Origin of the sequence: Pusillimonas noertemannii (assembly GCF_003096595.1) — a bacterium.
In the GTDB taxonomy this organism is placed as follows: Bacteria; Pseudomonadota; Gammaproteobacteria; order Burkholderiales; family Burkholderiaceae_B; genus Pusillimonas; species Pusillimonas noertemannii.
The window spans coordinates 126,723-149,918 of sequence record NZ_QEKO01000001.1 but is presented as its reverse complement, the minus strand read 5'-3'; the positions used below and the strand labels follow the sequence as shown (position 1 = coordinate 149,918).

Below are 23,196 nucleotides of genomic sequence, written 5' to 3'. Positions count from 1 at the left end.
GCATTCATACCACTCAAGGAGACCCTCATGCATTGGATCAAGAAGGCGTGCTGCGCCCTGGCGTTCACATTTGCCGCAACATCGGGCGCCCACGCCCAAACCAAGATAACCCTCGGGCACACGGGGGTGGCCGATTACCTGGCCTCATTCGTGGCCCAGGAAAGAGGCTTCTTCAAGAAGCACGGCCTGGATGTCACCTTCCAGCAGGTGGCCGGCGGCGCATTGGCTCCCGGCCTGCAGGGAGGCTCGCTGCAGATGGCCACCCTGCCGCCCACCAATATGCTGCTAGGCATAGATGGCGGACTCGATCTGGTCGCCGTTGCGGGAACCAGCGTAACCGCCAAGACGGACGAGAACTTCGGCTTGCTTGCCGGGGCGCCATCGGAGATTCACAAGCCCGAAGACCTGGTCGGCAAGAAAGTGGGGGTGCCTTCCATCGGCGGCTCGCTGTATGTGCTGGCCCGCAAATGGATAGCCGACCAGGGCATCGACACCGGGAAGGTGAATTTCGTCGAGGTCAATTTTCCTCAAACGGGTGATCTGCTCAAGAACGGAACGATCGACGCGGGCGTAAGCGCCGACCCCTTCCTGCCCCGGGCGGTAAAAGCGGGCAATGCAAGAGTGCTGGCCTATTTTCCGGCCTTCCTTCCCGAGAACACGTCCGGCGTCTTCTATGCCACCACACGCAAGTGGGCAGAAGCCAATCAGGCCGCCGTTGGCCAGTTTCGTGCCGCCATCGCCGAAGCGATCGAGTTCACGAAGGCCAATCCGGAAGCGGCGCGCGAAGACCTTGCCAAGTACATCAAGCTGCCCGCACCGGTTCTGGCTTCCATACCCACTCCGCGTCTAAGCGCTGAGGCAAGCCCCGAGCAGCTGTCGTTCTGGATCGACACCATGCACGGCATGGAGCTGATCAGGGCCAAGCCTGACGCCGGGGCGATCATCGCAAAGTAGCGGAAGCCGGAACAACGCCAAGACGCCTTCCCGGAACGCGAAACGCACGCGGGGCTCCGCCACAACCCATCTCTCTGGTGGCGGGCGACGCCCCCTGCTGCGAACCCGGCACCCGTTCGGAAATAGCAGGTATCGCCAAAAACGGTTTCCGCTCTTTGTCCGCCCTTCCTAAACTTCAAGCAAACAGTGTTTAGGGAGACCTCGTGCAAGCCATTACCTTTACCAACGTCCATATTTTTGACGGCAGCGGCACGCCCGTTTTCGATGGCCAGGTTCGTGTGAAAAAGAACCGAATCGAGCAGGTGGCCGTGGCCGGCAAAGCATCCATTGCAAAAGAAAACGATCAGATCATTGATGGCAAGGGCGCCACGCTGATGCCGGGCCTGGTCGAAGCGCACGCCCATCTTTCCTGGCCCACGTCGGTGGAGCGCTTTGTGCCCGGCATGTCGCTGCCGATCGAAGAGCTGGTGCTGGGCACCGCCCGCAACGCCCGTATTCTGCTCGATCACGGCTATACCAGCGCCTACTCGGCCGGCTCGCTAAGCAAGCTGATCGAGGCCGCGCTGTATCGGCATATTGAAGACGGCGGCCTGCCCGGACCGCGGCTGGTGCCTTCTTCCATCGAACGCGAACCGCCCAGCCCCGAGGCGCTTTCCACCGGCCATGTGGAAGACCACGGCAGCGGGCCGGAAGCCATACGCGAGTTCGTCAAGGAATGCGCGCGCATCGGCGCCAAGTCGGTGAAGTTCTTGCTTTCGGGGCAAGACACGCTGGTTCCGGGTACGTCGCAGCAGCTGCTTTATACCGAGGAAGAAGCCCGCGCGGCGGGTGAACAGGCACGCGAGTCGGGTGTGTGGCTTTGCGCGCATGCGCAGGCGGCCGAAGCGGTGAAGATGGCGGCGCGCAACGGGTTTCGGGTGATCTACCACTGTTCGTTCGCCGACGAAGAGGCGTTGGACATGCTGGAGGCAAGGCGCGACGAGATCTTCATGGCGCCGGCGGTGGGCATGATGCAGGCGCTGGTGGATGCAACGCCCTTCGGCAATGTCGACCTGGGCCAGATGAAGCGCTTTGCGGCCGAAACAATCGAGCGGCAGCAAAAGCTGGTGCCGGAGCTGAAGCGCCGCGGCGTGCGGGTGCTGCCGGGCGGCGACTACGGGTTCCCCTATAACCCCACAGGCCGCAATGCCTGGGACCTTGAACTGTTCGTGCGGCTGTTCGGCTATACGCCTGCAGAGGTGCTGCACGCGGCCACGGCGCTGGGCGGGCAGATTATGGGCATGGGAACGGAGCTGGGCCTGGTCAAGCCCGGTTATCTGGCCGATATTCTGCTGGTGAACGGCGACCCGACGCAGGACATCACCATTTTGCAGGACAAGCGGCGCCTATTGGCCATCATGAAGGACGGCCGCTTCCACAAGGCGCCGGCGGCCGCGCACACCAACGTCTGATCTCAACTGCTAGGCGTAGAGCCGCCGTCAAGCACCCCGGCTATGCCGGCGAAGGGAATCCCATGAGTGACGAGAATTGCCCGGCGCCTATTGGCTTAAGCAGGCTTGCCAATAGGCGTCTCTCAGGGCTCTATTGAAATCCCGCGAGATGGACAAAGAGTCCCGATGCGCCCATAAGAGAATCAGGCGTGGTCCAGACCCGCGGCGTTGACGCCGTGGATGCAGATCTCTTCGTCTTCATCTCCGGTGCCGCCGCTGGCGCCCACCGCGCCCACGATCTCGCCCTGCGCGTTCTTGATGAGCACCGCGCCCGGCTGGGGCAGGAACTTTCCGCCGCTGGTCGAGGCCAGGGCGCCAAAGAAGTTGGGGTTGCCGGCGGCGCGCTCGGCCAGGGAACGGCTGGATGAACCCATGGCCACCGCCCCCCAGGCCTTGCCCGTGGCAATGTCTATGCGGAACATGCTGGCGCCATCATCGCGCTGCACGGCGCGGGTGTTGCCGTGTTCGTCGATGACCACGACGGCCATGGGCTTGTAGCCCTTGGAACGTGCGTTCTCGAGGGCCGAAGCGATGATCTGGTTGGCCTGCGCCAAGGTGAGTTTGCTCATTTTTTGCTCCTGAAAAAAGACAAAGTTCATGTTCTGGGTCCAACGCTTCCTCTTGGGTTTGCGCCTTCCACATGGATTTATCGCTTCTCCCTGGCTTCACGGCCTTTGCGAAGCGCTGCCGCAACGATGAATCCGCCCGCCGACTCGCAACACCCTGTTGGCGTCAATCAGAAATGACAGGCAACTGGCGGGCGGTTTCTATGATCTGCTCGCGCAGCCACATACAGCCCGGATCGGTTTCGCGGTACTTGTGCCATTGCAGCACCTCGACCAGGCGCGGCGTATTCATGGGAAGCGGAAACAGGCGCACGGGCATGGACTCTTCGAACTGCGTCGCCAGGCGGGTCTGCACGGTTGCAAGCCGGTTCGTACCGATGACAAAGCGCGAGATCAGGTTGAAGTCGTGCGTAATCACCTCGACCCGGCGTGTTTCCGCATGCTGGTTGGCATACCACTGCTCGAACCAGGGGTTTCCGCCCCGGCCATAGCGATACGCCACGTGGCCGGCCGAATGGTAGGTGTCGAGGGTAAGGCCTTTTTTGCAAATCGGGTTCTGGTCCCACGCCACGACGGTATAGGTGTCGTCGAACAGCGGCGTGCTGGGATGATCGGCGCTGACAAGATGGGCGGGGGTGATAAGCAGGTCGACCCTGCCCTGTTCGATGTCGCGCACCATCAGCGGCGAGGTGGGCCGCAGCTCGAAGGTAATGGCCGGCGCCAGTGCGCTGATGCGCTGCAGTACGTCGGCCATCAGCACCCGCGACACGTAGTCGGAGGCGATGATGACGAAGTGGCGCTGGGCCTCGCCCGGGTCGAACTCGGGTCGCGCGGCCATGGTGCTGTCGATGCGAACGATAATGTCGCGCACCTGGTCGACCAGGCTTTCGGCCAGGGGCGTAAGCCGCATGTCGCGGCCCACCTGCACCAGCAGGGGGTCTTCGAAATAATCGCGCAGCCTGGAAAGCACGCCGCTGGCGGCGGACTGCGTGATGTGCAGGCGCTCGGCGGCGCGCGTAACGTTGCGCTCGGCCAGCAGAATATCGAGCGCCACGAGCAGATTGAGATCGATTCGCTGGTAGCGCATGACCCGGATTCCCTCGGAGTGAATTTATATGTCTTAGGGTTCGATGATATAGCAGGGCGGCGCCCGGCCGCCCAATACCTGCTATCGGCAAAATCGATTTCCGCTCGAGACGCCAATTTCCTACTATCCAGGGCAACGATCAAATATAAGCAGGAGACGGTGCTCGCGCCCGAGGGGCCGGTACCCGCGTTTCCTGGCAGCAGGGGCAACAGCTACCCTGCGTTGCTTCCGCAATGGCAAAGGCTTCGCTTGCAAAGGCTCGGACAATGAAACTGGCAACACTGAAGAACGACACCCTGGACGGCCGCCTGGTCGTGGTTTCGCGCGATCTGGAGCGGGCCACCGAAGCTTCGGCCATCGCGCCGAACCTGTTGGCCGCGCTGCAGGACTGGAGCCGCTGCGAGCCCTTGCTGCGTCAGTTGTACCAGGCCTTGAATGCGGGCCAGGCTCAAGATGCCTTCGATTTCGACCCCGCGCAGGCCGCCGCCCCCCTGCCGCGCGCGCCGCAATGGTGCGACGCTTCGGCCTTCCTGAACCACGGTCGCCTGATGGAAAAGGCATTCAACACTGACCCGATTCCCGACATGGACACTATTCCCGTCATGTACCAGGGGGCATCCGACGACTTCCTGGGCGCCAGCGAAGACATTCCGCTGCCCGACGAAGCCCACGGCATCGACTTCGAAGGCGAGTTCGGTGTAATCGTGCAGCAGGTGCCCATGGCTTGCCCGCCCGAGCTGGCGCTGCGGCGCATCGCGCTTGTGGTGCAGATCAACGACGTGAGCCTGCGCGGCTTTGGGCCGCGCGAAATGCGCACCGGCTTCGGTTTCCTGCACGCCAAGCCCTCTTCCAGCTTTGCCCCGGTGGCCGTCACGCCCGACGAGCTGGGCCCGGCCTGGGAAGACGCGCGCGTGAAACTGCCGCTGCACATCGACTACAACGGCCAGTGGTTCGGCCACCCCAACGGGGCCGAGATGAACTTCGGCTTTGACCGCCTGATTGCGCATGCCGCACTGACCCGCAAGCTTTCCGCCGGCACCGTCATCGGCTCGGGCACGGTCTCGAACGCGGACCGCGCCGCGGGCTCGGCCTGCATCGCCGAGCGCCGCGCCATCGAACTGATCGAAAAGGGCAAATCAACGACGCCTTTCATGCACTTCGGCGACCGCGTGCGCATGCAGGCCACCGCCGCCGACGGCTCGGCGCCCTTCGGCGTCATCGACCAGCGCATCGTCAAGGCGCCCGCCCCCACGGTCTAGGGCCTGTTAACCCATTCAACCTGAAGAAACCCATGCGCCGCTTCGTAGACCTTTCCATCTACCTCGAGAACGACGTCTTGTCCGACCCGCCGCCGCTGGCGCCGCGGATCGAATACCAGACCCACAAGGACACCATCGAAGAGTTCACCCACCTGCTGCCCGGCACCAGGCCCGAGGACTTTCCCGACGGCGAGGCCGCCGCCGCCGAATGGGTGCGCCTGACCACGCACAGCGGCACCCACCTTGACGCCCCCTGGCATTTTCACTCGACCATGGACGGCAAGACGGGCGAGGCCAAGCCTTCGATCACCATCGACCAGGTGCCGCTGGAATGGTGCTTCCAGCCCGGCGTAAAGCTTGATTTCAGACATCTTCCCGACGGCTATGTGGTTACCGCCGCCGATGTGGAAGCCGAACTCAAGCGTATCGGCCACACGCTTGCGCCGCTGGAGATCGTGGTGGTGAATACGCGGGCCGGCTCGCGCTATGGCCATGACGACTATGTGAACACGGGCTGCGGCATGGGCTACGAGGCCACCATGTACCTGCTGGAGCGCGGCGTGCGCCTTACCGGCACCGACGCCTGGAGCTGGGACGCGCCCTTTTCGTACACCGCCAAGAAGTTCGCCGAAACCGGCGACACAAGCCTTTTGTGGGAAGGCCACAAGGCGGGGCGCGACATCGGCTACTGCCACCTTGAGAAGCTGCACAACCTCGAGGCCTTGCCTGCCGACGGTTTTATCATTAGCTGCTTTCCGCACAAGATTCGCGGTGCTTCGGCCGGGTGGACCCGCGCCGTGGCCATTTTCGACTGAACTCCCATTCCATATAAATCCACTGGAGACACCATGAAACGTAGAGAATTCCTGGGTACCGCCGCCGCCCTGCTGGCCAGTGCCGGCCTGCCCGGCCGCGTGTTTGCCAACACCGATGTTTCGGTGGGCTATACCACCGTGTCCGACGCCGCCTACCTGTTCAGCGCCGTCGAGCAAGGCTACTTCGGCAAGCTGGGCCTGGATGTCGTGCCGCGCTTCATACCCTTGAACCCCTCGCTGCCGCCCGCCATCCAGTCCGGATCGCTTACGGTCGCCCTGGAAACACCCTCGGTGTTCCTGCAGTCGGTCGACGGCGGCCTGGACCATGTGGTGATAGCGGGCGCGGCGCAGCTTTCCAAGGGCACGACCGGCGCTGGCTTCGTGGCAACCGAAGCCAGCGGCATCAAGACCGCGCAAGACTGTGTGGGCAAGACCATCGGCGCGCCGGGCCTGGGCGCCCTGCTGCACGTCGCCTTCCGCAAGTGGTTGCGCCAGAACGGCGTCGACGACACCAAGGTGAAGTTCGTCGAGGCGGCCTTTCCGCAGCACAACGATTTGCTGCGCGGCGGCTCGATCGACGGCGTGGTCACGGTCGACCCTTTCATGGGACGCATCGTCTCCAGCGGCAGCGGCCGCCTTGTGTCGCACTTTCTGGCCGAACTGCCCGAGGGCATGCCCACGCTGGTCTTCGTCACGCGCCGCGACTGGGCCGAAGCCCACCCGAAAGAAGTCAAGGCCTTCCAGCAAGCCATCGCCCAAAGCGCCGAGTTCGTGGCCGATGCCGCCAATGACAAGGCCGTGCGCGAACAGCTGGGCAAGTACATCAAGCTGCCCCCGCCGGTATTGGCTACCATGGAGATCAATCCGCCCAGCCCCTCGATTACGGTCGAGCAGCTGAACCATTGGGTGGAAACCATGGCCGAACAAGACATGCTCAAGAGCAAGCCCGATCTTTCCAAGCTGATTATTTCGTAGCCGCCTCATGCCCATCCTCAGCTTCAACGACGTCACGATTCACCTGGGTGGACGCGAAATTCTTTCGCCCACCCGGTTCGAGGTGGAAAAGGGTGAATTCATTTCCATCATCGGCCCCTCGGGCTGCGGCAAGACGACCCTGTTGCGGGCGGCGGCCGGTTTCGTGACGCCTTCGGGCGGTTCTGTCAGCCGGCAGGGCAAGGTCATTACCGGCCCCTCGCGCGAGGTCGCCTTTGTCTTCCAGGATTACGGCCGCGCCCTGCTGCCCTGGCGCACCGTCGAAGGCAACATCAGCCTGGCGTTGGAAGCGGCCGGCGTGCCCGCCGGCCAACGGGCTGCAAGAATCTCCAAGGTGCTTGAAACCGTGGGCCTGGCGGCGCATGCCGGCAAGTTTCCCACCCAGCTGTCGGGCGGCATGCAGCAGCGCGTGCAGATTGCCCGCTGCCTGGCGCAAGAACCCGAGCTGCTGATGATGGACGAGCCCTTCGGCGCGCTGGACGCCATGACGCGCGAAAGCCTGCAGGACGAGCTGCTGCGCCTGGTGCGCGAGCAGGGCCTGACCGTGCTGTTCGTAACCCATGACCTGGAAGAAGCCATCTACCTGGGCGACAGGGTGATCGCCTTGCGCAGCAATCCCACGCCCCAGCAGCCCAGCCTGGCGGCGGTCATCGACGTGACCATTCCGCATCCGCGCGACCAGCTCTCTACCAAGGAACATCCCGATTTCCTGCGCCCGCGCCGCGACCTGTACCACTACCTGGGGCACGATTAAGATGCTGGCCACTCTGCTTCGCTGGCTGCGCCCCTTTGTGTTTCCGGCCATTCTGATCGGCGCGTTCGAACTCTATACACGCCGCGTCGCCGCCTACAGCGATACCCTGGCGCCGCCCTCGGCGGCGGTGCGGGCGTTCGTCGATGCGCTGTTCCAGGGCGACATACTTTCGGCCACCGGCTTTACCCTCATGTCGGCAGGCATAGGCCTGGCCCTGGCCTTCGTGGCGGGCGCGGAGCTTGGCATTGTGCTGGGCCTGTCGCCCCGCGCCGCCCGCATGAGCTTCTTTTCCATAGAAGTGTTTCGCCCCATACCATCCGTGGCGCTTATTCCATTGGCCATGCTGATCTTCGGCTTTGGCGTCAGCATGGAAGTGAGCGTCGTGGCCTTTGCCACCTTCTGGCCGATTCTTATCCTGACCCAGGCCGCGGCGCGGCAGGTCGAACCCATATTGCTCGAAGTTTCGCAAGCCCTGCAGCTGTCTTATTTTCAGCAGGTATGGAAGATTACCCTGCCCTCCATGCTGCCCCGGCTATTCGTCGCGCTGCGCCAGGGGGTGGCCATTGCGCTGGTGGTGGCGGTTACCGTAGAGATCGTAGCCAACCCGCATGGCATGGGCTATGCCATCATGATCGCTCAGCAAAGTATGGAGCCCGCCCTGATGCTGGCCTGGCTGTTCTGGATAGGCATTGTGGGCTATGCCATCAATGAGCTGGCCCTGCTGCTGCAGCGACGCATGTCCCAACGCATGGGAGGCCGGCCATGAACGCGCGCCCTCGCATCCAGGCAACCGACGTGGTCGAATCACTGCTGGTGTTTCTGGCCATCATGGCCCTGTGGTGGCTGGCCAGCCACCAGGAATGGGTCAGCAAGGTGTTTCTGCCCACGCCCGAAGCCACCCTGGCCAGCCTGAAAGAGGGCCTGCTCGACGGCGCCCTGGTCGGCAACAGCGTGGACACCATCAACCGCATGCTGCTGGGCTGGCTGCTGGCTTCGTTGTTCGGCATAGCCCTGGGCGCCATGATAGGCATCTCGGCCACGGCCCGCGCCTGGCTGCAGCCCACGCTGGAATTCATCCGGCCCCTGCCGGCCTCGGCCATCATGCCGCTGGCCATTTCCATATTTGGCCTGAATGCCTCGATGGTGCTGTTCGTGGTGGCCTTCGGCTCGATGTGGCCCGTGCTGCTGGCCACGGTGCACGGCTTTGCCACCGTGCAGCCCCGGCTGCGCGAAGTGGCCGACGCCCTGCAGATGTCGCGCACCATGTTCAGCTGGAAGATCGCCCTGCCCAGCGCCATGCCCGACATCCTGGCCGGCATGCGGCTGTCGATGACGGTGTCGCTGATTATCGCCGTGGTCGGGGAAATGATCGCCTCGCAGTCGGGTCTGGGCCAGGCCGTGCTGCTGGCCGCCCGCTCGTTCCGGGCCAGTGAACTGTTTGCAGGCGTGGTGCTGCTGGGCGCCATAGGCTTTGCCGCCAACGCGCTGCTGGCTCTGGCCGAGAAAAAGCTGCTGCGCTGGCAAAGGCCGTAGAACGACGCTCAGGCTTCCCAGTCTTCAACCCGTATATGGGCTATACGCCGGAACTCGCGCATGTTGTGGGTAATCAGCGTCAGGCCGCGCGCCCAGGCCTGCCCGGCGATCAAGACGTCGTAAGGACCTATGGGCGTGCCCGCTGCGCTTAAAAGAGCCCTCAGTTCTCCTGCCCGCTGCGCATCTTCGCGGTCGAAGTCGAGCACTTGAAACTGCAATGCCTGCACCCGCTCGAGGTTCCGTGCAACTTGCCGCCCCTTGTATGCGCCATAGAAAAGCTCATGCACCACAATGGAGGGCATTGCAAAATCTGCGGGCCGGTGCCGGCGCAATCGGGCTAGAAACCCCGGATGCCCTTTAAGAAGTGCGATCACGGCATTGGTGTCAAGCAAGTACTTCACTTGAAAGTGTCCAGATCGGGGCGCTCTTGCTGCGGCATACGCTCGGCAACAGCCGATTCAAAATCTTGGTCGACCGGCCCGATGATGTCGTCAAGCCACGTCCAGTCTTTAACGATCGGTTCAAGAATGACAGCGCTTCCATGGCGCCGAATGCGAACTTCATCGGTGTCGAAACGGAAATCCTTGGGCAGGCGGACCGCCTGGGAACGGCCCGACCAAAAAACCTTGGCGGTATCCATGGAAGCCTCCATCAAGATGGTATATATCAAAAGAATATACCATCGACAAGTGCTCATGCACAAGGCGGGAGCGATGGAATCGCCCTGCCGCAAAAACCGCTAGGCCGCTACACCCGCTCGAATATCCCCGCCGCGCCCATGCCGGTGCCCACGCACATCGTCACCATTCCGTAATCGAGCTTGTGCCGCTGCAGCGCATGCACCACCGTAGCGGAACGGATGGCACCGGTGGCGCCCAGGGGGTGGCCCAGGGCGATGGCGCCGCCCATGGGGTTGACCACCTGGGGATTCAGGTTGAGATCGCGGATGACCGCCAGCGACTGGGCGGCGAAGGCCTCGTTCAGCTCTATCCAGCCCATCTGGTCCAGCTTCAGGCCGGCGCGCTGCAGCACTTCAGGTATGGCGAACTTGGGCCCTATGCCCATGATCTGCGGCGGCACGCCGCGCACGGCAAACGAGACGAAGCGCGCCAGCGGTGTCAGCTTGTGCGTCTTGAGGGCACGCTCGGACACCACCAGCAGGGCGCCGGCGCCGTCGGACATCTGCGAGCTGTTGCCGGCGGTGACGCTGCCCTTGGCCGCGAACACGGGCTTGAGCTTGGCCAGGGCCTCCATGCTGGTGTCGGGCCGCGGGCCTTCGTCCAGGGAAAAATTCTTGCGGGTTTCCACCACCTGCTCGGAAGCCAGGTTGGGGGTGCGCCGCATGACCTCGATAGGCAGAATCTCGTCGTTGAATTCGCCCGCCTTTTGCGCGGCCAGGGCGCGCTGGTGCGACTGCAGGGCGAAGGCGTCCTGGTCTTCGCGCGACACCTTCCATTGCTCGGCCACCTGCTCGGCAGTCTGGCCCATGCCGTAAGCGATGCCGAGGTTTTCATCGCGCTCGAAGATGCGCGGGCTGAAGGTGGTGGTGACGCCGAAGATGGGCACTTGGCTCATGGACTCGGTGCCCGCCGCGATCATGACGTCGGCCTCGCCCACCCGGATGCGGTCGGCGGCCATGGCCAGGGCGGTCAGGCCCGATGCGCAGAAGCGGTTCACCGTGGCGCCCGGCACGGTGTCGGGCAGGCCGGCCAGCAGCAGCCCCAGGCGCGCCACGTTGAAGCCCTGCGGGCCCTCTGGAATGGCGCAGCCCACGATCACGTCTTCGACCGCGGCCGGGTCCAGCCCGGGCGCCTGCGCCAGCACGCCTTGCAGCACGGTCGCCAGCAGGTCGTCCGGGCGGTAGTGCGCCAGGGTGCCGCGCGGCGCCTTGCCGATGGGGCTGCGGGTTGCGGCGACGATATACGCTTGTTGCAGTGTGGTCATCTTGTGTCTCCGTCGACGGTCAACAGGCTCAGTTGCGCACCGGCTTGCCGGTCTTTACAAAACCCATGATGCGCTCCTGGGTCTTGGGATGGGCCAGCAGCCCCAGGAAGGCCTCGCGCTCGCGCGCCAGCATCCAGCCTTCGTCGACGCGCTCGCCGGGGTCGAGATCGCCGCCACACATCACATGGGCGATGGTAGAGGCCACATGGAAGTCATGTTCTGAAATGTAGCCGCCCACGCGCATGTTCACGAGCTGGCCCTTCAAGGTGGCGATGCCGTCGCGCCCGGCCACGGGAAAAGGCAGGGGCATGGGGGCGCGCCAGCCCGCCTCGGCCAGCACATGGGCTTCGCGCACCGCCACGTACAGCAGCTCGTTGCGATTCATCACGATGGGGTCGGACGGCAGAAGAAAGCCGATCTCGCGCGCATTGAGAGCCGAGGTGGAAACGGTGGCCTGCGCAATGGGGAAGGCAAAGCGCTTGAGATAGGCCAGCAGGGGCGCGTCGGGCGCGCCCTCGGCCTGCAGTTCGGCCGCCCGGCGGGCGCTCCAGGTAAGGCCGCCGGCGCCCGGCACCAGACCCAGACCCGATTCCACCAGCCCCATATAGGTCTCGAAATGCGCTACCCGCCGCGCGCAGTGCAGGGCCAGCTCGCAGCCGCCGCCCAGGGCCATGCCGGCCAGGGCGGCCACCACGGGCACCTGGGCATAGCGCAGGCGCAGCACCATTTCCTGCATGGCGCGCTCGACCGGCTCAACCGCCTTGGGGCCGCCCGAGGCGAACAGGGGCAGCATGGACTTCAGGTCGGCACCGGCCGAGAAGGGGTCGGCAAGCTGGCCCACCACCAGGGCGCTGAAAGAGCCCTCGGCGAGGTCCACGGCATGCTCGACGCCCTTCATCACCTCGGGGCTGAGAGTGTGCATCTTGCTCTTGAACGACACGATGAGCACGTCTGTGGGATGCGGCGCGGGCAAGGTCCAGCATTTGACTGCATCGTCTTCGAACACCACGTCTTCGCCCAGGCTGCTGGCCTCGCCCACCAGACGGGGTGCACCCACCTGCCGCTGATACACCGGCAGCGCGCTGCGCGGCTCGAAGGCCTGGGCGGCCGGGTTCCATGAACCCTTGGCGGTGTGCACGCCCTGCGCCTGGTCGACCGGCCCGTTGAAGACCCAGTCGGGCAGCGGGGCCGAAGCGATCGCCTTGCCGCTTTCGATGTCGTCGGCGATGAACTGCGCCACTTCGCGCCAGCCCGCCGACTGCCAGAGTTCAAACGGACCCTGGCTGTGGCCGAAGCCCCAGATCATGGCCTGATCGACCTGCCGGGCCGTATCGGCGATGTCGGCCAGATGGAAAGCGCTGTAATGGAAAGTGTCGCGCAGTACGGCCCACACGAACTGGGCTTGCGGATGCTGCGACTCGTGCAGGCCTCGCAGGCGATTGACGGGGTCGCGCTCGGCCAGCAGGGCCGCCACTTCTTCATCGACCTTGGCATCGGCCGGCACGTACTCGCCTTTTTCGGGATCGAGCCGCAGTATGGCCTTGCCTTCCTTGCGATAGAAGCCCGCGCCGGTCTTCTGGCCCAGCGCACCCTTTTCGATAAGGGCCTCCAGCACCGGCGGCATGGCAAACACCTTGTGAAAGGGATCGTTGGGCAATTGGTCTTGCATGGTGCGGATGACGTGGGCCAGTGTGTCGAGCCCCACCACGTCGGCCGTGCGGAAAGTGCCCGACTTGGCCCGGCCCAGGCGGGTGCCGGTAAGCTCGTCGACCTGCTCGTAGCTGAGGCCGAACTTCTGGGCCTGCGCGAATACCGACAGAATGCCGAACACGCCGATGCGGTTGCCGATGAAGTTGGGCGTATCTTTGGCGCGCACCACGCCCTTGCCCAGCCGCGAAGTAAGAAAGGTTTCAAGCTGGTCGAGCAGGGCCGGCTGCGTATCGGCGGTGGGAATCAGCTCGACCAGCGGCATATAGCGCGGCGGGTTGAAGAAGTGCACGCCGCAAAAGCGCGAGCGTAGCGATTCTGGCAGCGCCTGCCCCAGCTGGGTAATGGAAAGACCCGAGGTGTTGCTGGCCACGATGGCGCCCGGCTTGATGGTGGGCGCCAGCTTCTTGTACAGGTCGTGCTTCCAGTCCATGCGCTCGGCAATGGCCTCGATGACAAGGTCGCACTCGGCCAGGCGGTGCAGGTCGTCTTGATAGTTGGCCGGCTCAATAAGCTCGGCCAGGGCGGGCGCGCCCAGGGGCGCGGGGCTGGCCTTGCGCAGCATGGCAATGGCCTTGTGGACGATGCCGTTGGGGTCGCCCTGCTTGGCGGGCAGGTCGAACAGCACCACGGGCACGCCGGCGTTCACGCAATGGGCCGCAATCTGCGCCCCCATGACACCCGCGCCACATACAGCTACTTTGCGGATATGAAACTGGCCTGAATGACTGGTTTGCATGGACGTCGCTCCGTTCAAGCTGGGGAATGGATGGCTTTAGTGTAGTACGCGAAGCGCAGTTCGACCTGCAACGCTTTGTGGCATTACCTTTATTTGCCGCCCGCCCCTGCACGCGCGACCCCCTGCTCACCCGCTGGCCCCTGTTCCCGTCGCGGGTCTTGAACCGCCGATCAATATTCCGACGCATGCCCGGTAAGGGCCACGCCTATCTTCAGCAGGAAATGCGATACATCGTCGCACACCCTGTCCAGCCACGAGTGGCGGGCATTGGTCTCTTCCGTGACCCGGTTGCAGCTGTTGGCCAGCTCGCGCTCCAGGGCGTCCTTCAACTCGGCCGCAAAGCCCTCGTCGCTGATGAAGACGTTTGTTTCGCGTGCCAGCAGCAGGCTGAACGGATCCATGTTCGATGAGCCCACCATGGCGCAGCCGTCGATGACGGCCACCTTGGCGTGCAGATAGCTGGGCTGGTATTCATAAATCTCGATGCCGCCGGCAAGAACCCTTTGGTACATGCTGCGGCAGGCCCGGTACTGCAGAGCGTACTCGGCCCTGCCCTGCAGCAGCAGCCTTACCCGCACGCCGCGCTGGGCCGCGCGGCGCAACGCAGCCTTCAGGCGCCGGCCGGGAAAGAAGTACGAGTTGGCGATCAGGGCGTCGTGCGTGGCCGTTTCCAGGGCATGGATGTAGACGTTCTCGATGGTCTGCCGGAAGCGCAGGTTGTCGCGCAGCAAGACGGTGGCGCGCATGCCAGGCTCGAAGCGGGGCTGGGCCTCGGCCAGAGCGCGGGCGCGGCGCTGGCGCCAGCCCTTGATGCGCTCGTAGAACTCGCCCCAGTCATCGCGCCGGCGCCATGCCATGCGCACCCACAGAAGGCCCTGTGCCTTGGCCAGGTCTTGCACAATGGGCCCGCGCACCCGCACGGCAAAGTCGAAGCGCGGCTTGGGTCCCTGGCCGTCGTCGGGCACGTCTTCTAGATCGTCGATGATGTTGATGCCGCCCACGAAGCCGATGCGGCTGTCCACCACGGTAACCTTGCGATGCAGGCGGCGCAGCCGGCTCAGCCGGAAACGAAAGCGGCCCAGGCCGGCCGGCTCGGGCCGATAGATGCGCACCTGCGCGCCCATTTCCTCGAGCTGGCGGGCGATTTCGGGGGCGTTCTCGTAGCTGCCGAAGCCGTCGATGACGACACGCACCTTGACGCCCCGCTGGCAGGCGGCGCGCAGATGCTCCAGCACCTTGCGGCCGGTGTCGTCGAGGTTGAAGATGTAGGTTTCAAGATGAACGCTGGCCTGCGCCTGGTCTATGTCGCTGCACAGCGCAGGAAAGAACTCGCCGCCGTTCTCGAGCAGCTCGATGCAGTTCCCGTCACGCCAGACGAGGCGAGACCCTTTGCGCGCCATGACTATTCCGCCTTGCCATCAACCTTGGTTAGGGCCGATTTTGCCATAACGCCGGCCATTTAGAATGGCAAGGGCCGAATCATGCAGCCCGGCAATGGCGGCGGCCGGGCGACATAGTGCAGGAAGATCCCTGCCGCGACTACTGGGCCGATCTCTTTACAAAGATGTCCTCGAAGACGCGCAGCCTCTCTTCATTCAAGTCCATGGCCGTAACCGGATCAATGAACTGGATGGGCACTTTCTTCTGATCCTGGTCATAATCCCGGTGCGTGGCAATGGCATGCCAGTCTGAAATGATTTTTTGCCCATCAGAGAGCACGAAATCGTAGAACAGCACCGCGGCATGGGGATGCGGGGCCTCTTTCATCACGCCCAGGCCCTGAAAATGGGCGATAGGCTGGCCGATATTGAAACGCTCTATGGGCGCACCCTTGTCCTTGAGCTGGTCCGCCCCCCAACTGTACAGGCTGAACGCCAGGGGTGTCTCGGCGGAAGCCACGGTCTGGGCCAGCAGCGAATGCCCTTTGCGAACCACGATATCGTTGGTCGCCACCATTTTACGGAACAGTGCGCTGCCCTCTTCTTTACCCAACTGCTGCAGCACGTAGGAGAACCAGGCGTGGTCCTCGGCCTCGACACCCAGCATTCCCTTCCACTTCGGGTCCAGCAAGTCGTGCCAGGAGGTGGGGAGCTCTTCCTTCTTGATCTTCTGGGTGTTGTATCCCAGCACGAACATGTCAATGGATATGCCGACCCATTCCTTATGAGCGGGCACCGCCTCGGGCATCAGGTGGGCCATAAGCGGGGACTCCATGCGCTGCAGCAGGCTCTCGCGGTGCAGGGCCTCCATTTCGGGCGCATTGTTCTCTACCAGGTCGACGCTGTATTTGCCCCCGCGCGACTCGGACATGACACGTTGCAGAAGACCTTCCGACCCCGAACGCCATTGATTGACCTTGATGCCGTACTTTTCGGTGAAGGCGGTGGCGATGGCCCGTATGCTTGGATGGGCGAAATAAATCGTCACTTCGCCCTCTTTCTTCGCGCCATCCACCAGAGACTGTTGGCGGGTGTCCCCTTGCAGCGCCGCCAACTGCGCCAGGTTCGCCTGAGCGGCAGACGCCTCGGCGGCCAGGCCCAGGCCCACCACGGCGGCGATGGTGGCCAAACAGGATTTAACGCGTGATTTGAACATTTTCCTTTTTCCTTGAAGATTGTTTTTGGACGACAGTGCCGTATCCATTCGGCACCCATGGCGAACTCCTTTCATGCTCTCTCGCCACTTACCTGCCTGCGCATGCTGATCGCGTGGTATTCGATGTACTCGGACAAACCGACCTGGGTGCGCACCCTGCCGATGCCGCTTTGCTTGATGCCGCCAAACGGCATGTGGCGGTCGCCCAGGGCGGTACGCCCATGGCTGTTGACGAAGGTGACGCCCGCCTCGATCTGGCTGGCCAGCTCCAGCCCCCGCTCTGGGTCGCCGGTCCATATGGAGGACGCCAGGCCGAATTCGGTGTCGTTGGCCATCTGCAAGGCCTGCTCCAGGCCGTCATAGGCAACGAGCGGGATCACCGGTCCGAACTGTTCGCTTACCACCAGCTCGGCGCCGGCATCGAGGCCCGCCACCACGGTAGGCAGCATGTAGAAACCATTGTTCCAGCTGTCCGGGTCCAGCGCGGTGCCCAGCTCGTACACCTTTGCGCCGGCCTGACGGCTGCGTTCGATCAGGCCTCGCACAATGTCGAACTGGGGGCGGTTGTTGACGGGGCCGAATGTGGCACGGGGATCCAGGCCATGGCCCACCCGGTAGCGGCCGACAATGCCCACAAAGGCATCAAGCACGGAAGGCATCAGTTTTCTGGGAACATAGACGCGTTTTATGGCGTAGCACACCTGTCCCGATCGGGGAAACACGCCCTTGACGATCTCGGGCACCACCACATCGGGATCAGCGTCGTCCAGGACGATGGCCGGATCGTTTCCGCCGAGCTCCAGGCCGATGTTCTTGATGGTTTCGGCCGCCGCCGCCATCACGGCGCGGCCGGTGCGCGTGCCCCCCGTGAACGAGACCTTGCGCACCTGCGGATGGCGCACCAAGGCGGCGCCCACCTGCGCATCGCCATGCAACACGTTCACGACACCGGGCGGCAGGCAGGCCGCCACCGCCATGAGTGCCTGCGAGACGCCAAGGGGCGCGAACTCGGACGGCTTAACGACGATGGTGTTGCCTGTAGCCAGCGCCGGCCCCACTTTACCCATGGCCAAACCCATGGGCGCATTCCAGGGTACCAAGGCGGCCACTACGCCGCGCGGCACCTTTTCCACACGGACCAGCGCCTCGTCGTCCTCGTACTGCTCGGCACGCAGAAAGTCTTCCGCCATGCCGGCCGCCTCGCGCAAGGCACGTGCGCCATTGCGCACGTCGCGCTGAGTCTCCCTAAGCAGCATACCCTGCTCGCGTACCAAGGTGACGGCCAGGTCGGGCGCAATGGCATCCAGTTTTTCGGCTGCCTCCAGCAAGTACTGAACACGCTGAGCAGTTGCCACCTTGCGCCAGGACCGGAATGCGACGAGCGCCGCGCCCACCGCTTTGTCGACATGCTGCGCCGTGCCTTGCGCGACCAGGCCGACTATGTCGTCCAACCTGCCCGGATCACGCACCGGCAACACCGAATCCGAAGAAACGGCCTGCCCATCGATCAACATGGGAAGCTGCATGGGTGAGGCTTCTTTCATCATGCCCCCCATCAGTGCATCACGGCGCCGCCGTCAACCACCAGCACTTGCCCCGTGACAAAATCACTTTCGGAAGAGCACAGATAGATGAGGGTGCCGCACATGTCTTCGGGCAAGGCCTCTCGCTTGATGGCGCGGGAATCCACCGTGCCCCTTACCTTGTCGGCGGACCAGTTGCTGCGCACATTCTCGCTCATCACCAGGCCCGGGGCCAAGGTATTGACGCGGATGCCGTCATCGCCCAACTCGCGCGCCAGGCTGCGCGACATGGCGACGATGGCTCCTTTCGAGGTCACATAATGCAGCAGCATGGTCTGGCCCTTGAATACTGTCCCCGAGGCAATATTGACGATCTTGCCGTACTTGCGTTCGCGCATGGCCGGCACTACCGCCTTGACGCACTCGAACGCGCCCCGCACGTTCACCGACATCATCCGGTCCCATTCGGCCGACGTGATATCTTCGAAGCGCTTGCGTGAGACAGTGCCGAACAGCGCCGCGTTGTTGACCAGTATGTCCAGGCGGCCGAACCTGGCCACTGCGGCATTCACCATGGCCAATACCGCCTGGGCGTCGGTCACGTCGCAAGCCACGGCCAACGCCCTGCCACCCCCTTCATTGATTTGCGCAGCCACCGGGCCCGCGTCCAGCACGTCGGACACCACGACCGATGCTCCTTCGGCGGCCAAGGCACGCGCGTATTGCGCCCCTATTCCTTGCGCCGCCCCTGTAACCACAGCGACCCGTCCCTGTAATCTTCCCCCGTTCTTCATTTCGCGCCCGCCATCTCTTGAGAAGGTTGTTCCTGGCTCAGCCTTTCCTTCAGGACGCGTATCATCTGGACGCGCGCTACATCTGTGTTGATGTCCATCAACCTGCCCTCGTCGAAGTTTTCCATCCGCAACTGCTGCTGTTCGAGCATGAACGCGTCCTCCTTGAAGACATCGGTGGTTGATTTCCAGGTGCGTTCAGTGCCGGGGGGCTCGAACCGGGCATAGCCGTCGGCCTTGTTGAAGAAGTAGAAACAGGATTTCTCGGTTTCCGGCGTGACAGCGTGCAATGTACGTACCAGGTGGGCCCCTTCGCGAACCCCTGCATCGTATTCGCCCGCATTGACGCCACCGCTGTATTGCTTGATGGTGCTGGGCGCCACATATTCGAAATCGGACCAGCGGTCGACCTTCGGGCCGGTTGGGTAGCGCTTGGTCCAGTTAGCGGGCGCATCGGCGTTGCGCATGACCCGCAGGAAGCGCATGCCGCGATCGGTGCGCCGCACGTCTATGCTGGCCTTTGCACTGTCGTTCTCGGAGCTACCTATGCTGGTCCGGTGCAGGTACGAAAGATGCGACAGATCCATCAGGTTCTCGAGCACCATGATGTAGCTGGCCTTCAGGTGCAGCATGTCGTTGGCGCACGGCCAGCCGTCTCCTTCCGGAGGGTAGTCGACAATGTCGGCCGCATCGGCCTTGTCCGCGGCTCCCATCCATATCCATACGTAGTCGCCCTTGGCGACCACGGGATAGGACCTGACGGCAGCCCGGGCGGGAATGCGCTCTTGGCCCGGAATGTCCACACAACGGCCGCTGCGATCAAACTCCATGCCATGGTATCCACAGCGCACGCCCGCCGACGTGACCTCGCCCAGCGACAGGGGCGCGCCCCTGTGGCAGCACCGATCCTCCAGCGCGCATATTTCGGCCTGGCCGTTCAAGAACAAAACCACAGGCTCGTTCAGCAGGGTACGCGCCAGGGGCTTATCACTTACTTCCTGCCGAGTCGCCGCGACATACCATGCGTTTCGGACAAACATGTCAACCTCCGATGATCGAATCACAATGAATCCGGCACTTCGGAGCGGCTGCAGACGGTCCGGCAAATGCCTCTGCGGCTATAATATTCATATCATATATATGGGTCCAGAAGCATTTACTTCTGCCTGTCCAAGCGTTTTGTTTGGTCCGGCGCGTACGCGTACCCTTTCCGGAGGCGCATATTCCCTCGCTCAGGCAGTTCCAGTATTTCGTAAGCATCGTCGACCTCGGCAGCATGACGCGCGCGGCTGAGCAGCTGTACGTTGCGCAACCCGCCCTGGGCTCGCAGATGCGCCAGCTCGAGCAAGAGCTCGGCACGACACTGCTTCACCGGCATTCACGCGGCGTCACGGCTACACCAGCCGGAGAAGTGCTCTACGAACGCGCGCGCCAGGTACTCGATCTGGTTTCGCGCACCGTGCAGGACATCGCCGCCCTGCAAGCCGACCAGAAAGAAACGCTGACCCTCGGCATGTCGCCAAGCGTGGTGCATCTGGCTGCCTCGGACATGCTGGCGCGGGCCCATGCCGCCATGCCCCATGTCATGCTGCGTCTGGTGGAAGAAACCAGCTCGGTGCTGCTGGATGCGCTCAAACGAGGCGAACTCGACATGCTCTTGGCTCACGAAGTACCTGATACGCCAGGTCTGACCCGCAGCCCATGGCTGCAGGAACAGCTTCTGTTCGTCACGGCAAATGAATCCGGCGCACAACCCGTAAGCACTTCGTCCGACATTACCGAAACGATCACTCTCGCGCATGTGCTGCAGAGCCAGCTTACGCTGCCGCTGCGGCACGACGGCGTGCGCCACATCATCGAATCCGCCGCGCGTCCGCTGGGCCTGCAACCGCATGTCGCCTTCCAGGTTCAGTCGCCCCAGGCATTGAAGATACTCATCGCCGATCATGCCGTCGCCAGCATCCTGCCTTATGGCCTGGCTTTTCCCGAGCTTCGCACAGGCATGTTGAAAGCACACCGCATCGTCGACCCGCCACTTACGCGCACGCTTTACATGGTGCGTACCGAACGACGCTTCTCCGAAGCCAACGAGCAAGGCCTTGCTGAACTGCTGGCTTCAATACAGGAAAGGCTGTTCGAACAATTGGGTCCATTGGCAAGCCCTGTCGCGGCCGACCATCTTTCCGGCATACTGCAGCCCCAAGCGTGAGGCCCGACTTATCGCTTACCGCAATACTATGGGTCATTTCGGCGGGCTTCTTCATGCAAACGCTGGATACGACCATCGTCACCACCGCCCTTCCCGCGATGGCGCGAAGCCTGCGTGAGCGGCCACTGGATCTCCAGCCGGTCATCATTGTCTATTCTTTCACCATGGCCGTGCTGACGCCCGCGTCGGGCTGGCTGGGAGACCGTTACGGCACGCGCAAGATCTACTTCCTGTCCATACTTGTTTTCGCGTTGGGTTCCCTGCTGTGCGCCATGTCGACGACCCTGAGCGAATTGATCGCATCGCGGGTCATACAGGGGTTGGGGGGATCGATGCTACTCCCCATCGGCCGCCTGGTCATTTTGCGAAACTTCCCGCGCGATATGTACTTGCCCGCCATCACGCTGGCATCCATATCGGGCCAGGCGGGCATATTGCTGGGCCCCCTGCTGGGTGGCTGGCTGTCGCAATCGATCTCGTGGCACTGGATCTTTCTGATCAATCTTCCCATCGGGCTGGCATGCGGCGCGGCGGTGCTGCTCTTTCTGCCGCGCGAGGCACAAGCGCTTCGGGCGACACCCTTCGACGTCCCGGGCTTCGCGCTGCTTTCATGCGGCATGGTGGCGTTTTCCATGGCGCTGGACGGCGGCAGGTATGAGGCGTGGCGGGTGGCGATACTGCTTGCCTGCAGCGCCGCCTCGATCTGGCTCTACGTGCAGCTTGCACGCCGCAAGGCTCATCCCCTGTTCCCCTTGTCCCTGTTTCGGGAAAGGGCTTTCTCGATCGGCCTGGCGGGCAACCTGGCGGCCCGCCTCGGAGGCAGCGCGGTATTCTTTCTGATTCCCCTGCTCTTCCAGACGGAACTGGGCTACAGCCCCTTGCAGTCCGGCCTGATGATGCTGCCCATTGCGGCAGCCTCGATGGCCGTCAAACGCATGATTCCCTTGCTGATAGGCCGGCATGGCTACGGCCGTTTTCTTATGGCGAACACCGTATGCGCAGGCCTATCCATCATTGCTTTCGCCACTATAGGCACTGGAACCCCGTCTTGGCTGCTCCTGGGCTTATTGTCTGTGTTTGGCGCTTTCAATTCCATGCAGAACGGCGCCATGAACAGCGTGACGCTGCAGGGCCTGCCCGCAAAATTCGCTAGCAGCGGCAACGGCATGTTCTCAATGGTGCAAATGCTTGCCGTGGGGCTGGGGGCGGCGGCGGGAGGGACGCTGGTCAAGCTCTTCTCGAACGCCGGCATGGACGCCGTGGAGGCCTTTCAATTGACCTTTGTCCTGCTGGGATCGGTAACCCTGGCCTCTACCGTTATTTTCGCCAACTTGAAACAGGCACTGCACGAAGGCCAGCGGCGTTCGGACCCAGTGGACTAAGGCAGTTCAAGCTCGGCGAATATGGGCGAGTGGTCGGACAATTGCCGCCACGGCGTGCCGTGTAGCACGCGGGCCTTGCGCACGGCGAAGCCGCGCTGGTAGATGCGGTCGAGGCGCAGCCACGGGAAGGCTGAAGGGAAAGTGCGCGGCGGCGGGGTCATGCGGGCCAGGCCATTGATGCCCAGCTCGTGCACCGAGCCCGCAAGCCCCGAGCGGCTGCGCAAGCCACGGCCCAGCCGCCTTACCGTGTGATGCAGCGGCATGGAACGCGTGGCCAGGCCCTGCGGCGACACTGCAAACACTTCGTACAAGCCAAGCTGCTGCACGAACAGCGGGGCCAGGCGGTTGGTCCAGTCGTTGAAATCGCCGGCGATGATCATGGGCGCGCCGGCGGGCACCATGCGCTTGATGCGCTCGACCAGGGCCATGATCTGGCGGGTGCGCCCACCGGCGAACAGGCCCAGGTGAACCACCAGGCAATGCACCTGGGTTTCGTCGACCATGATGGTGGCGTGCAGTAGCCCGCGCTGCTCGAGCTTGTGGTCGGAGATGTCTTGGTTTTCGTAGCTGAGGATGTCGTAGCGCGAAAGCAGCGCATTGCCGTGATCGGTCTGGGGACGGATGGCGTTGCAGCCGTAGCAGTAATCCATGCCCAGCGCCGCGCCCAGCGATTCGTGCTGGGCGTGCAGAATGCTTTCGCGCTCGTTGCGGCCCTGCACTTCTTGTAGAAACAGCAGGTCGGGATGCAAGCCGTACAGGCCCAGGCGCAATTGCGACAAGGATTCACGAGAACCGATCGCCGACCGGCCCTTGTGGATGTTATAGCTGACGATGCGAAGGATCGACATTGCCCCC

General features: G+C 63.3%; 22 protein-coding genes. 10 read left to right on the top strand and 12 right to left on the bottom strand.

The genetic code is table 11. From position 1 onward, the window contains the following. Positions 1–27: 27 nt before the first annotated feature. On the top strand, positions 28–954 hold the full coding sequence (locus C7440_RS00715; RefSeq protein ID WP_116517074.1) for an ABC transporter substrate-binding protein: 927 nt from the start codon (positions 28–30) through the stop codon (positions 952–954). A 203-nt stretch (positions 955–1,157) separates the two neighbouring features. Further along, the gene (locus C7440_RS00710) at positions 1,158–2,405 is read left to right on the top strand and encodes an amidohydrolase family protein (protein WP_116517073.1); all 1,248 of its coding nucleotides are present in this window, start codon (positions 1,158–1,160) and stop codon (positions 2,403–2,405) included. 182 nt (positions 2,406–2,587) lie between these two features. Here C7440_RS00710 and C7440_RS00705 read toward each other — a convergent pair whose 3' ends face one another. Beyond that, positions 2,588–3,013, bottom strand: coding sequence for a GlcG/HbpS family heme-binding protein (locus C7440_RS00705; RefSeq protein ID WP_165832395.1), 426 nt, complete (start codon positions 3,011–3,013; stop codon positions 2,588–2,590). A gap of 163 nt (positions 3,014–3,176) precedes the next feature. Continuing rightward, the gene (locus tag C7440_RS00700) at positions 3,177–4,097 is read right to left on the bottom strand and encodes a LysR family transcriptional regulator (protein ID WP_017523808.1); all 921 of its coding nucleotides are present in this window, start codon (positions 4,095–4,097) and stop codon (positions 3,177–3,179) included. Between the two features lie 266 nt (positions 4,098–4,363). Between C7440_RS00700 and C7440_RS00695 the strand changes: the two genes are divergently transcribed. From C7440_RS00695 to C7440_RS00670, 6 genes are read left to right on the top strand one after another with little or no spacing between them, the layout of a single operon-like run. Next, complete coding sequence (locus C7440_RS00695) at positions 4,364–5,356, top strand: fumarylacetoacetate hydrolase family protein (protein ID WP_116517071.1); 993 nt, start codon at positions 4,364–4,366, stop codon at positions 5,354–5,356. A 32-nt stretch (positions 5,357–5,388) separates the two neighbouring features. Beyond that, positions 5,389–6,171 carry a cyclase family protein gene (locus C7440_RS00690; protein WP_116517070.1) on the top strand — a complete coding sequence of 261 codons (783 nt, stop codon included), beginning with the start codon at positions 5,389–5,391 and terminating at the stop codon, positions 6,169–6,171. Positions 6,172–6,204: 33 nt separating this feature from the next. Further along, positions 6,205–7,146 (top strand): ABC transporter substrate-binding protein, encoded by a 942-nt coding sequence (locus tag C7440_RS00685; protein WP_116517069.1) that lies wholly within the window; start codon positions 6,205–6,207, stop codon positions 7,144–7,146. 7 nt (positions 7,147–7,153) lie between these two features. Further along, complete coding sequence (locus C7440_RS00680; protein WP_116517068.1) at positions 7,154–7,918, top strand: ABC transporter ATP-binding protein; 765 nt, start codon at positions 7,154–7,156, stop codon at positions 7,916–7,918. Position 7,919: 1 nt separating this feature from the next. Continuing rightward, entirely contained in the window at positions 7,920–8,684 is a 765-nt protein-coding gene (locus C7440_RS00675) for an ABC transporter permease (protein ID WP_116517067.1), read from the top strand. Beyond that, a complete protein-coding gene (locus C7440_RS00670) occupies positions 8,681–9,451 on the top strand; it encodes an ABC transporter permease (protein WP_116517066.1) in 771 nt (256 codons plus the stop codon). Before C7440_RS00675 ends, C7440_RS00670 begins: the two co-directional genes overlap by 4 nt. 8 nt (positions 9,452–9,459) lie before the next feature. Here C7440_RS00670 and C7440_RS00665 read toward each other — a convergent pair whose 3' ends face one another. From C7440_RS00665 to C7440_RS00625, 9 genes are all read right to left on the bottom strand, one after another. Further along, positions 9,460–9,852 carry a type II toxin-antitoxin system VapC family toxin gene (locus C7440_RS00665; RefSeq protein ID WP_116517065.1) on the bottom strand — a complete coding sequence of 131 codons (393 nt, stop codon included), beginning with the start codon at positions 9,850–9,852 and terminating at the stop codon, positions 9,460–9,462. Further along, positions 9,849–10,091: an antitoxin gene (locus tag C7440_RS00660; protein ID WP_116517064.1), complete on the bottom strand. Its 243-nt coding sequence runs from the start codon at positions 10,089–10,091 to the stop codon at positions 9,849–9,851. Before C7440_RS00660 ends, C7440_RS00665 begins: the two co-directional genes overlap by 4 nt. A gap of 107 nt (positions 10,092–10,198) precedes the next feature. Continuing rightward, positions 10,199–11,395, bottom strand: coding sequence for an acetyl-CoA C-acyltransferase (locus C7440_RS00655; protein ID WP_116517063.1), 1,197 nt, complete (start codon positions 11,393–11,395; stop codon positions 10,199–10,201). Positions 11,396–11,423: 28 nt separating this feature from the next. Beyond that, positions 11,424–13,841 (bottom strand): 3-hydroxyacyl-CoA dehydrogenase/enoyl-CoA hydratase family protein, encoded by a 2,418-nt coding sequence (locus tag C7440_RS00650; RefSeq protein WP_116517062.1) that lies wholly within the window; start codon positions 13,839–13,841, stop codon positions 11,424–11,426. Positions 13,842–14,011: 170 nt separating this feature from the next. Next, positions 14,012–15,241, bottom strand: a complete 1,230-nt coding sequence (clsB, locus tag C7440_RS00645) for a cardiolipin synthase ClsB (protein WP_116517061.1) — start codon at positions 15,239–15,241, stop codon at positions 14,012–14,014. Positions 15,242–15,380: 139 nt separating this feature from the next. Then, on the bottom strand, positions 15,381–16,436 hold the full coding sequence (locus C7440_RS00640) for an ABC transporter substrate-binding protein (RefSeq protein ID WP_017523818.1): 1,056 nt from the start codon (positions 16,434–16,436) through the stop codon (positions 15,381–15,383). 71 nt (positions 16,437–16,507) lie between these two features. Continuing rightward, on the bottom strand, positions 16,508–17,983 hold the full coding sequence (locus C7440_RS00635; RefSeq protein ID WP_243410796.1) for an aldehyde dehydrogenase family protein: 1,476 nt from the start codon (positions 17,981–17,983) through the stop codon (positions 16,508–16,510). An 8-nt stretch (positions 17,984–17,991) separates the two neighbouring features. Continuing rightward, positions 17,992–18,753, bottom strand: a complete 762-nt coding sequence (locus C7440_RS00630; protein ID WP_116517059.1) for an SDR family NAD(P)-dependent oxidoreductase — start codon at positions 18,751–18,753, stop codon at positions 17,992–17,994. Then, entirely contained in the window at positions 18,750–19,790 is a 1,041-nt protein-coding gene (locus C7440_RS00625) for an aromatic ring-hydroxylating oxygenase subunit alpha (RefSeq protein WP_116517058.1), read from the bottom strand. Before C7440_RS00625 ends, C7440_RS00630 begins: the two co-directional genes overlap by 4 nt. Positions 19,791–19,933: 143 nt before the next feature. Between C7440_RS00625 and C7440_RS00620 the strand changes: the two genes are divergently transcribed. Then, the gene (locus C7440_RS00620; protein ID WP_116517057.1) at positions 19,934–20,959 is read left to right on the top strand and encodes a LysR family transcriptional regulator; all 1,026 of its coding nucleotides are present in this window, start codon (positions 19,934–19,936) and stop codon (positions 20,957–20,959) included. After that, positions 20,956–22,341: an MFS transporter gene (locus C7440_RS00615; protein WP_116517056.1), complete on the top strand. Its 1,386-nt coding sequence runs from the start codon at positions 20,956–20,958 to the stop codon at positions 22,339–22,341. Before C7440_RS00620 ends, C7440_RS00615 begins: the two co-directional genes overlap by 4 nt. Here the strand turns inward: C7440_RS00615 and C7440_RS00610 are convergent. After that, positions 22,338–23,189 carry an endonuclease/exonuclease/phosphatase family protein gene (locus C7440_RS00610; protein WP_017523823.1) on the bottom strand — a complete coding sequence of 284 codons (852 nt, stop codon included), beginning with the start codon at positions 23,187–23,189 and terminating at the stop codon, positions 22,338–22,340. The two genes, C7440_RS00615 and C7440_RS00610, sit on opposite strands and share 4 nt — an antisense overlap. Between the last annotated feature and the right edge of the window lie 7 nt (positions 23,190–23,196).

Bases quoted from the DNA above. Each gene is read 5' to 3' on its own strand.
- C7440_RS00715 (WP_116517074.1), top strand. From the start codon at position 28: ATGCATTGGATCAAGAAGGCGTGCTGCGCCCTGGCGTTCACATTTGCC.
- C7440_RS00705 (WP_165832395.1), bottom strand. From the start codon at position 3,013: ATGAGCAAACTCACCTTGGCGCAGGCCAACCAGATCATCGCTTCGGCC.
- C7440_RS00700 (WP_017523808.1), bottom strand. From the start codon at position 4,097: ATGCGCTACCAGCGAATCGATCTCAATCTGCTCGTGGCGCTCGATATT.
- C7440_RS00695 (WP_116517071.1), top strand. From the start codon at position 4,364: ATGAAACTGGCAACACTGAAGAACGACACCCTGGACGGCCGCCTGGTC.
- C7440_RS00690 (WP_116517070.1), top strand. From the start codon at position 5,389: ATGCGCCGCTTCGTAGACCTTTCCATCTACCTCGAGAACGACGTCTTG.
- C7440_RS00685 (WP_116517069.1), top strand. From the start codon at position 6,205: ATGAAACGTAGAGAATTCCTGGGTACCGCCGCCGCCCTGCTGGCCAGT.
- C7440_RS00680 (WP_116517068.1), top strand. From the start codon at position 7,154: ATGCCCATCCTCAGCTTCAACGACGTCACGATTCACCTGGGTGGACGC.
- C7440_RS00675 (WP_116517067.1), top strand. From the start codon at position 7,920: ATGCTGGCCACTCTGCTTCGCTGGCTGCGCCCCTTTGTGTTTCCGGCC.
- C7440_RS00670 (WP_116517066.1), top strand. From the start codon at position 8,681: ATGAACGCGCGCCCTCGCATCCAGGCAACCGACGTGGTCGAATCACTG.
- C7440_RS00660 (WP_116517064.1), bottom strand. From the start codon at position 10,091: ATGGATACCGCCAAGGTTTTTTGGTCGGGCCGTTCCCAGGCGGTCCGC.
- C7440_RS00655 (WP_116517063.1), bottom strand. From the start codon at position 11,395: ATGACCACACTGCAACAAGCGTATATCGTCGCCGCAACCCGCAGCCCC.
- C7440_RS00650 (WP_116517062.1), bottom strand. From the start codon at position 13,841: ATGCAAACCAGTCATTCAGGCCAGTTTCATATCCGCAAAGTAGCTGTA.
- clsB (WP_116517061.1), bottom strand. From the start codon at position 15,241: ATGGCGCGCAAAGGGTCTCGCCTCGTCTGGCGTGACGGGAACTGCATC.
- C7440_RS00640 (WP_017523818.1), bottom strand. From the start codon at position 16,436: ATGTTCAAATCACGCGTTAAATCCTGTTTGGCCACCATCGCCGCCGTG.
- C7440_RS00635 (WP_243410796.1), bottom strand. From the start codon at position 17,983: ATGATGAAAGAAGCCTCACCCATGCAGCTTCCCATGTTGATCGATGGG.
- C7440_RS00630 (WP_116517059.1), bottom strand. From the start codon at position 18,753: ATGAAGAACGGGGGAAGATTACAGGGACGGGTCGCTGTGGTTACAGGG.
- C7440_RS00625 (WP_116517058.1), bottom strand. From the start codon at position 19,790: ATGTTTGTCCGAAACGCATGGTATGTCGCGGCGACTCGGCAGGAAGTA.
- C7440_RS00610 (WP_017523823.1), bottom strand. From the start codon at position 23,189: ATGTCGATCCTTCGCATCGTCAGCTATAACATCCACAAGGGCCGGTCG.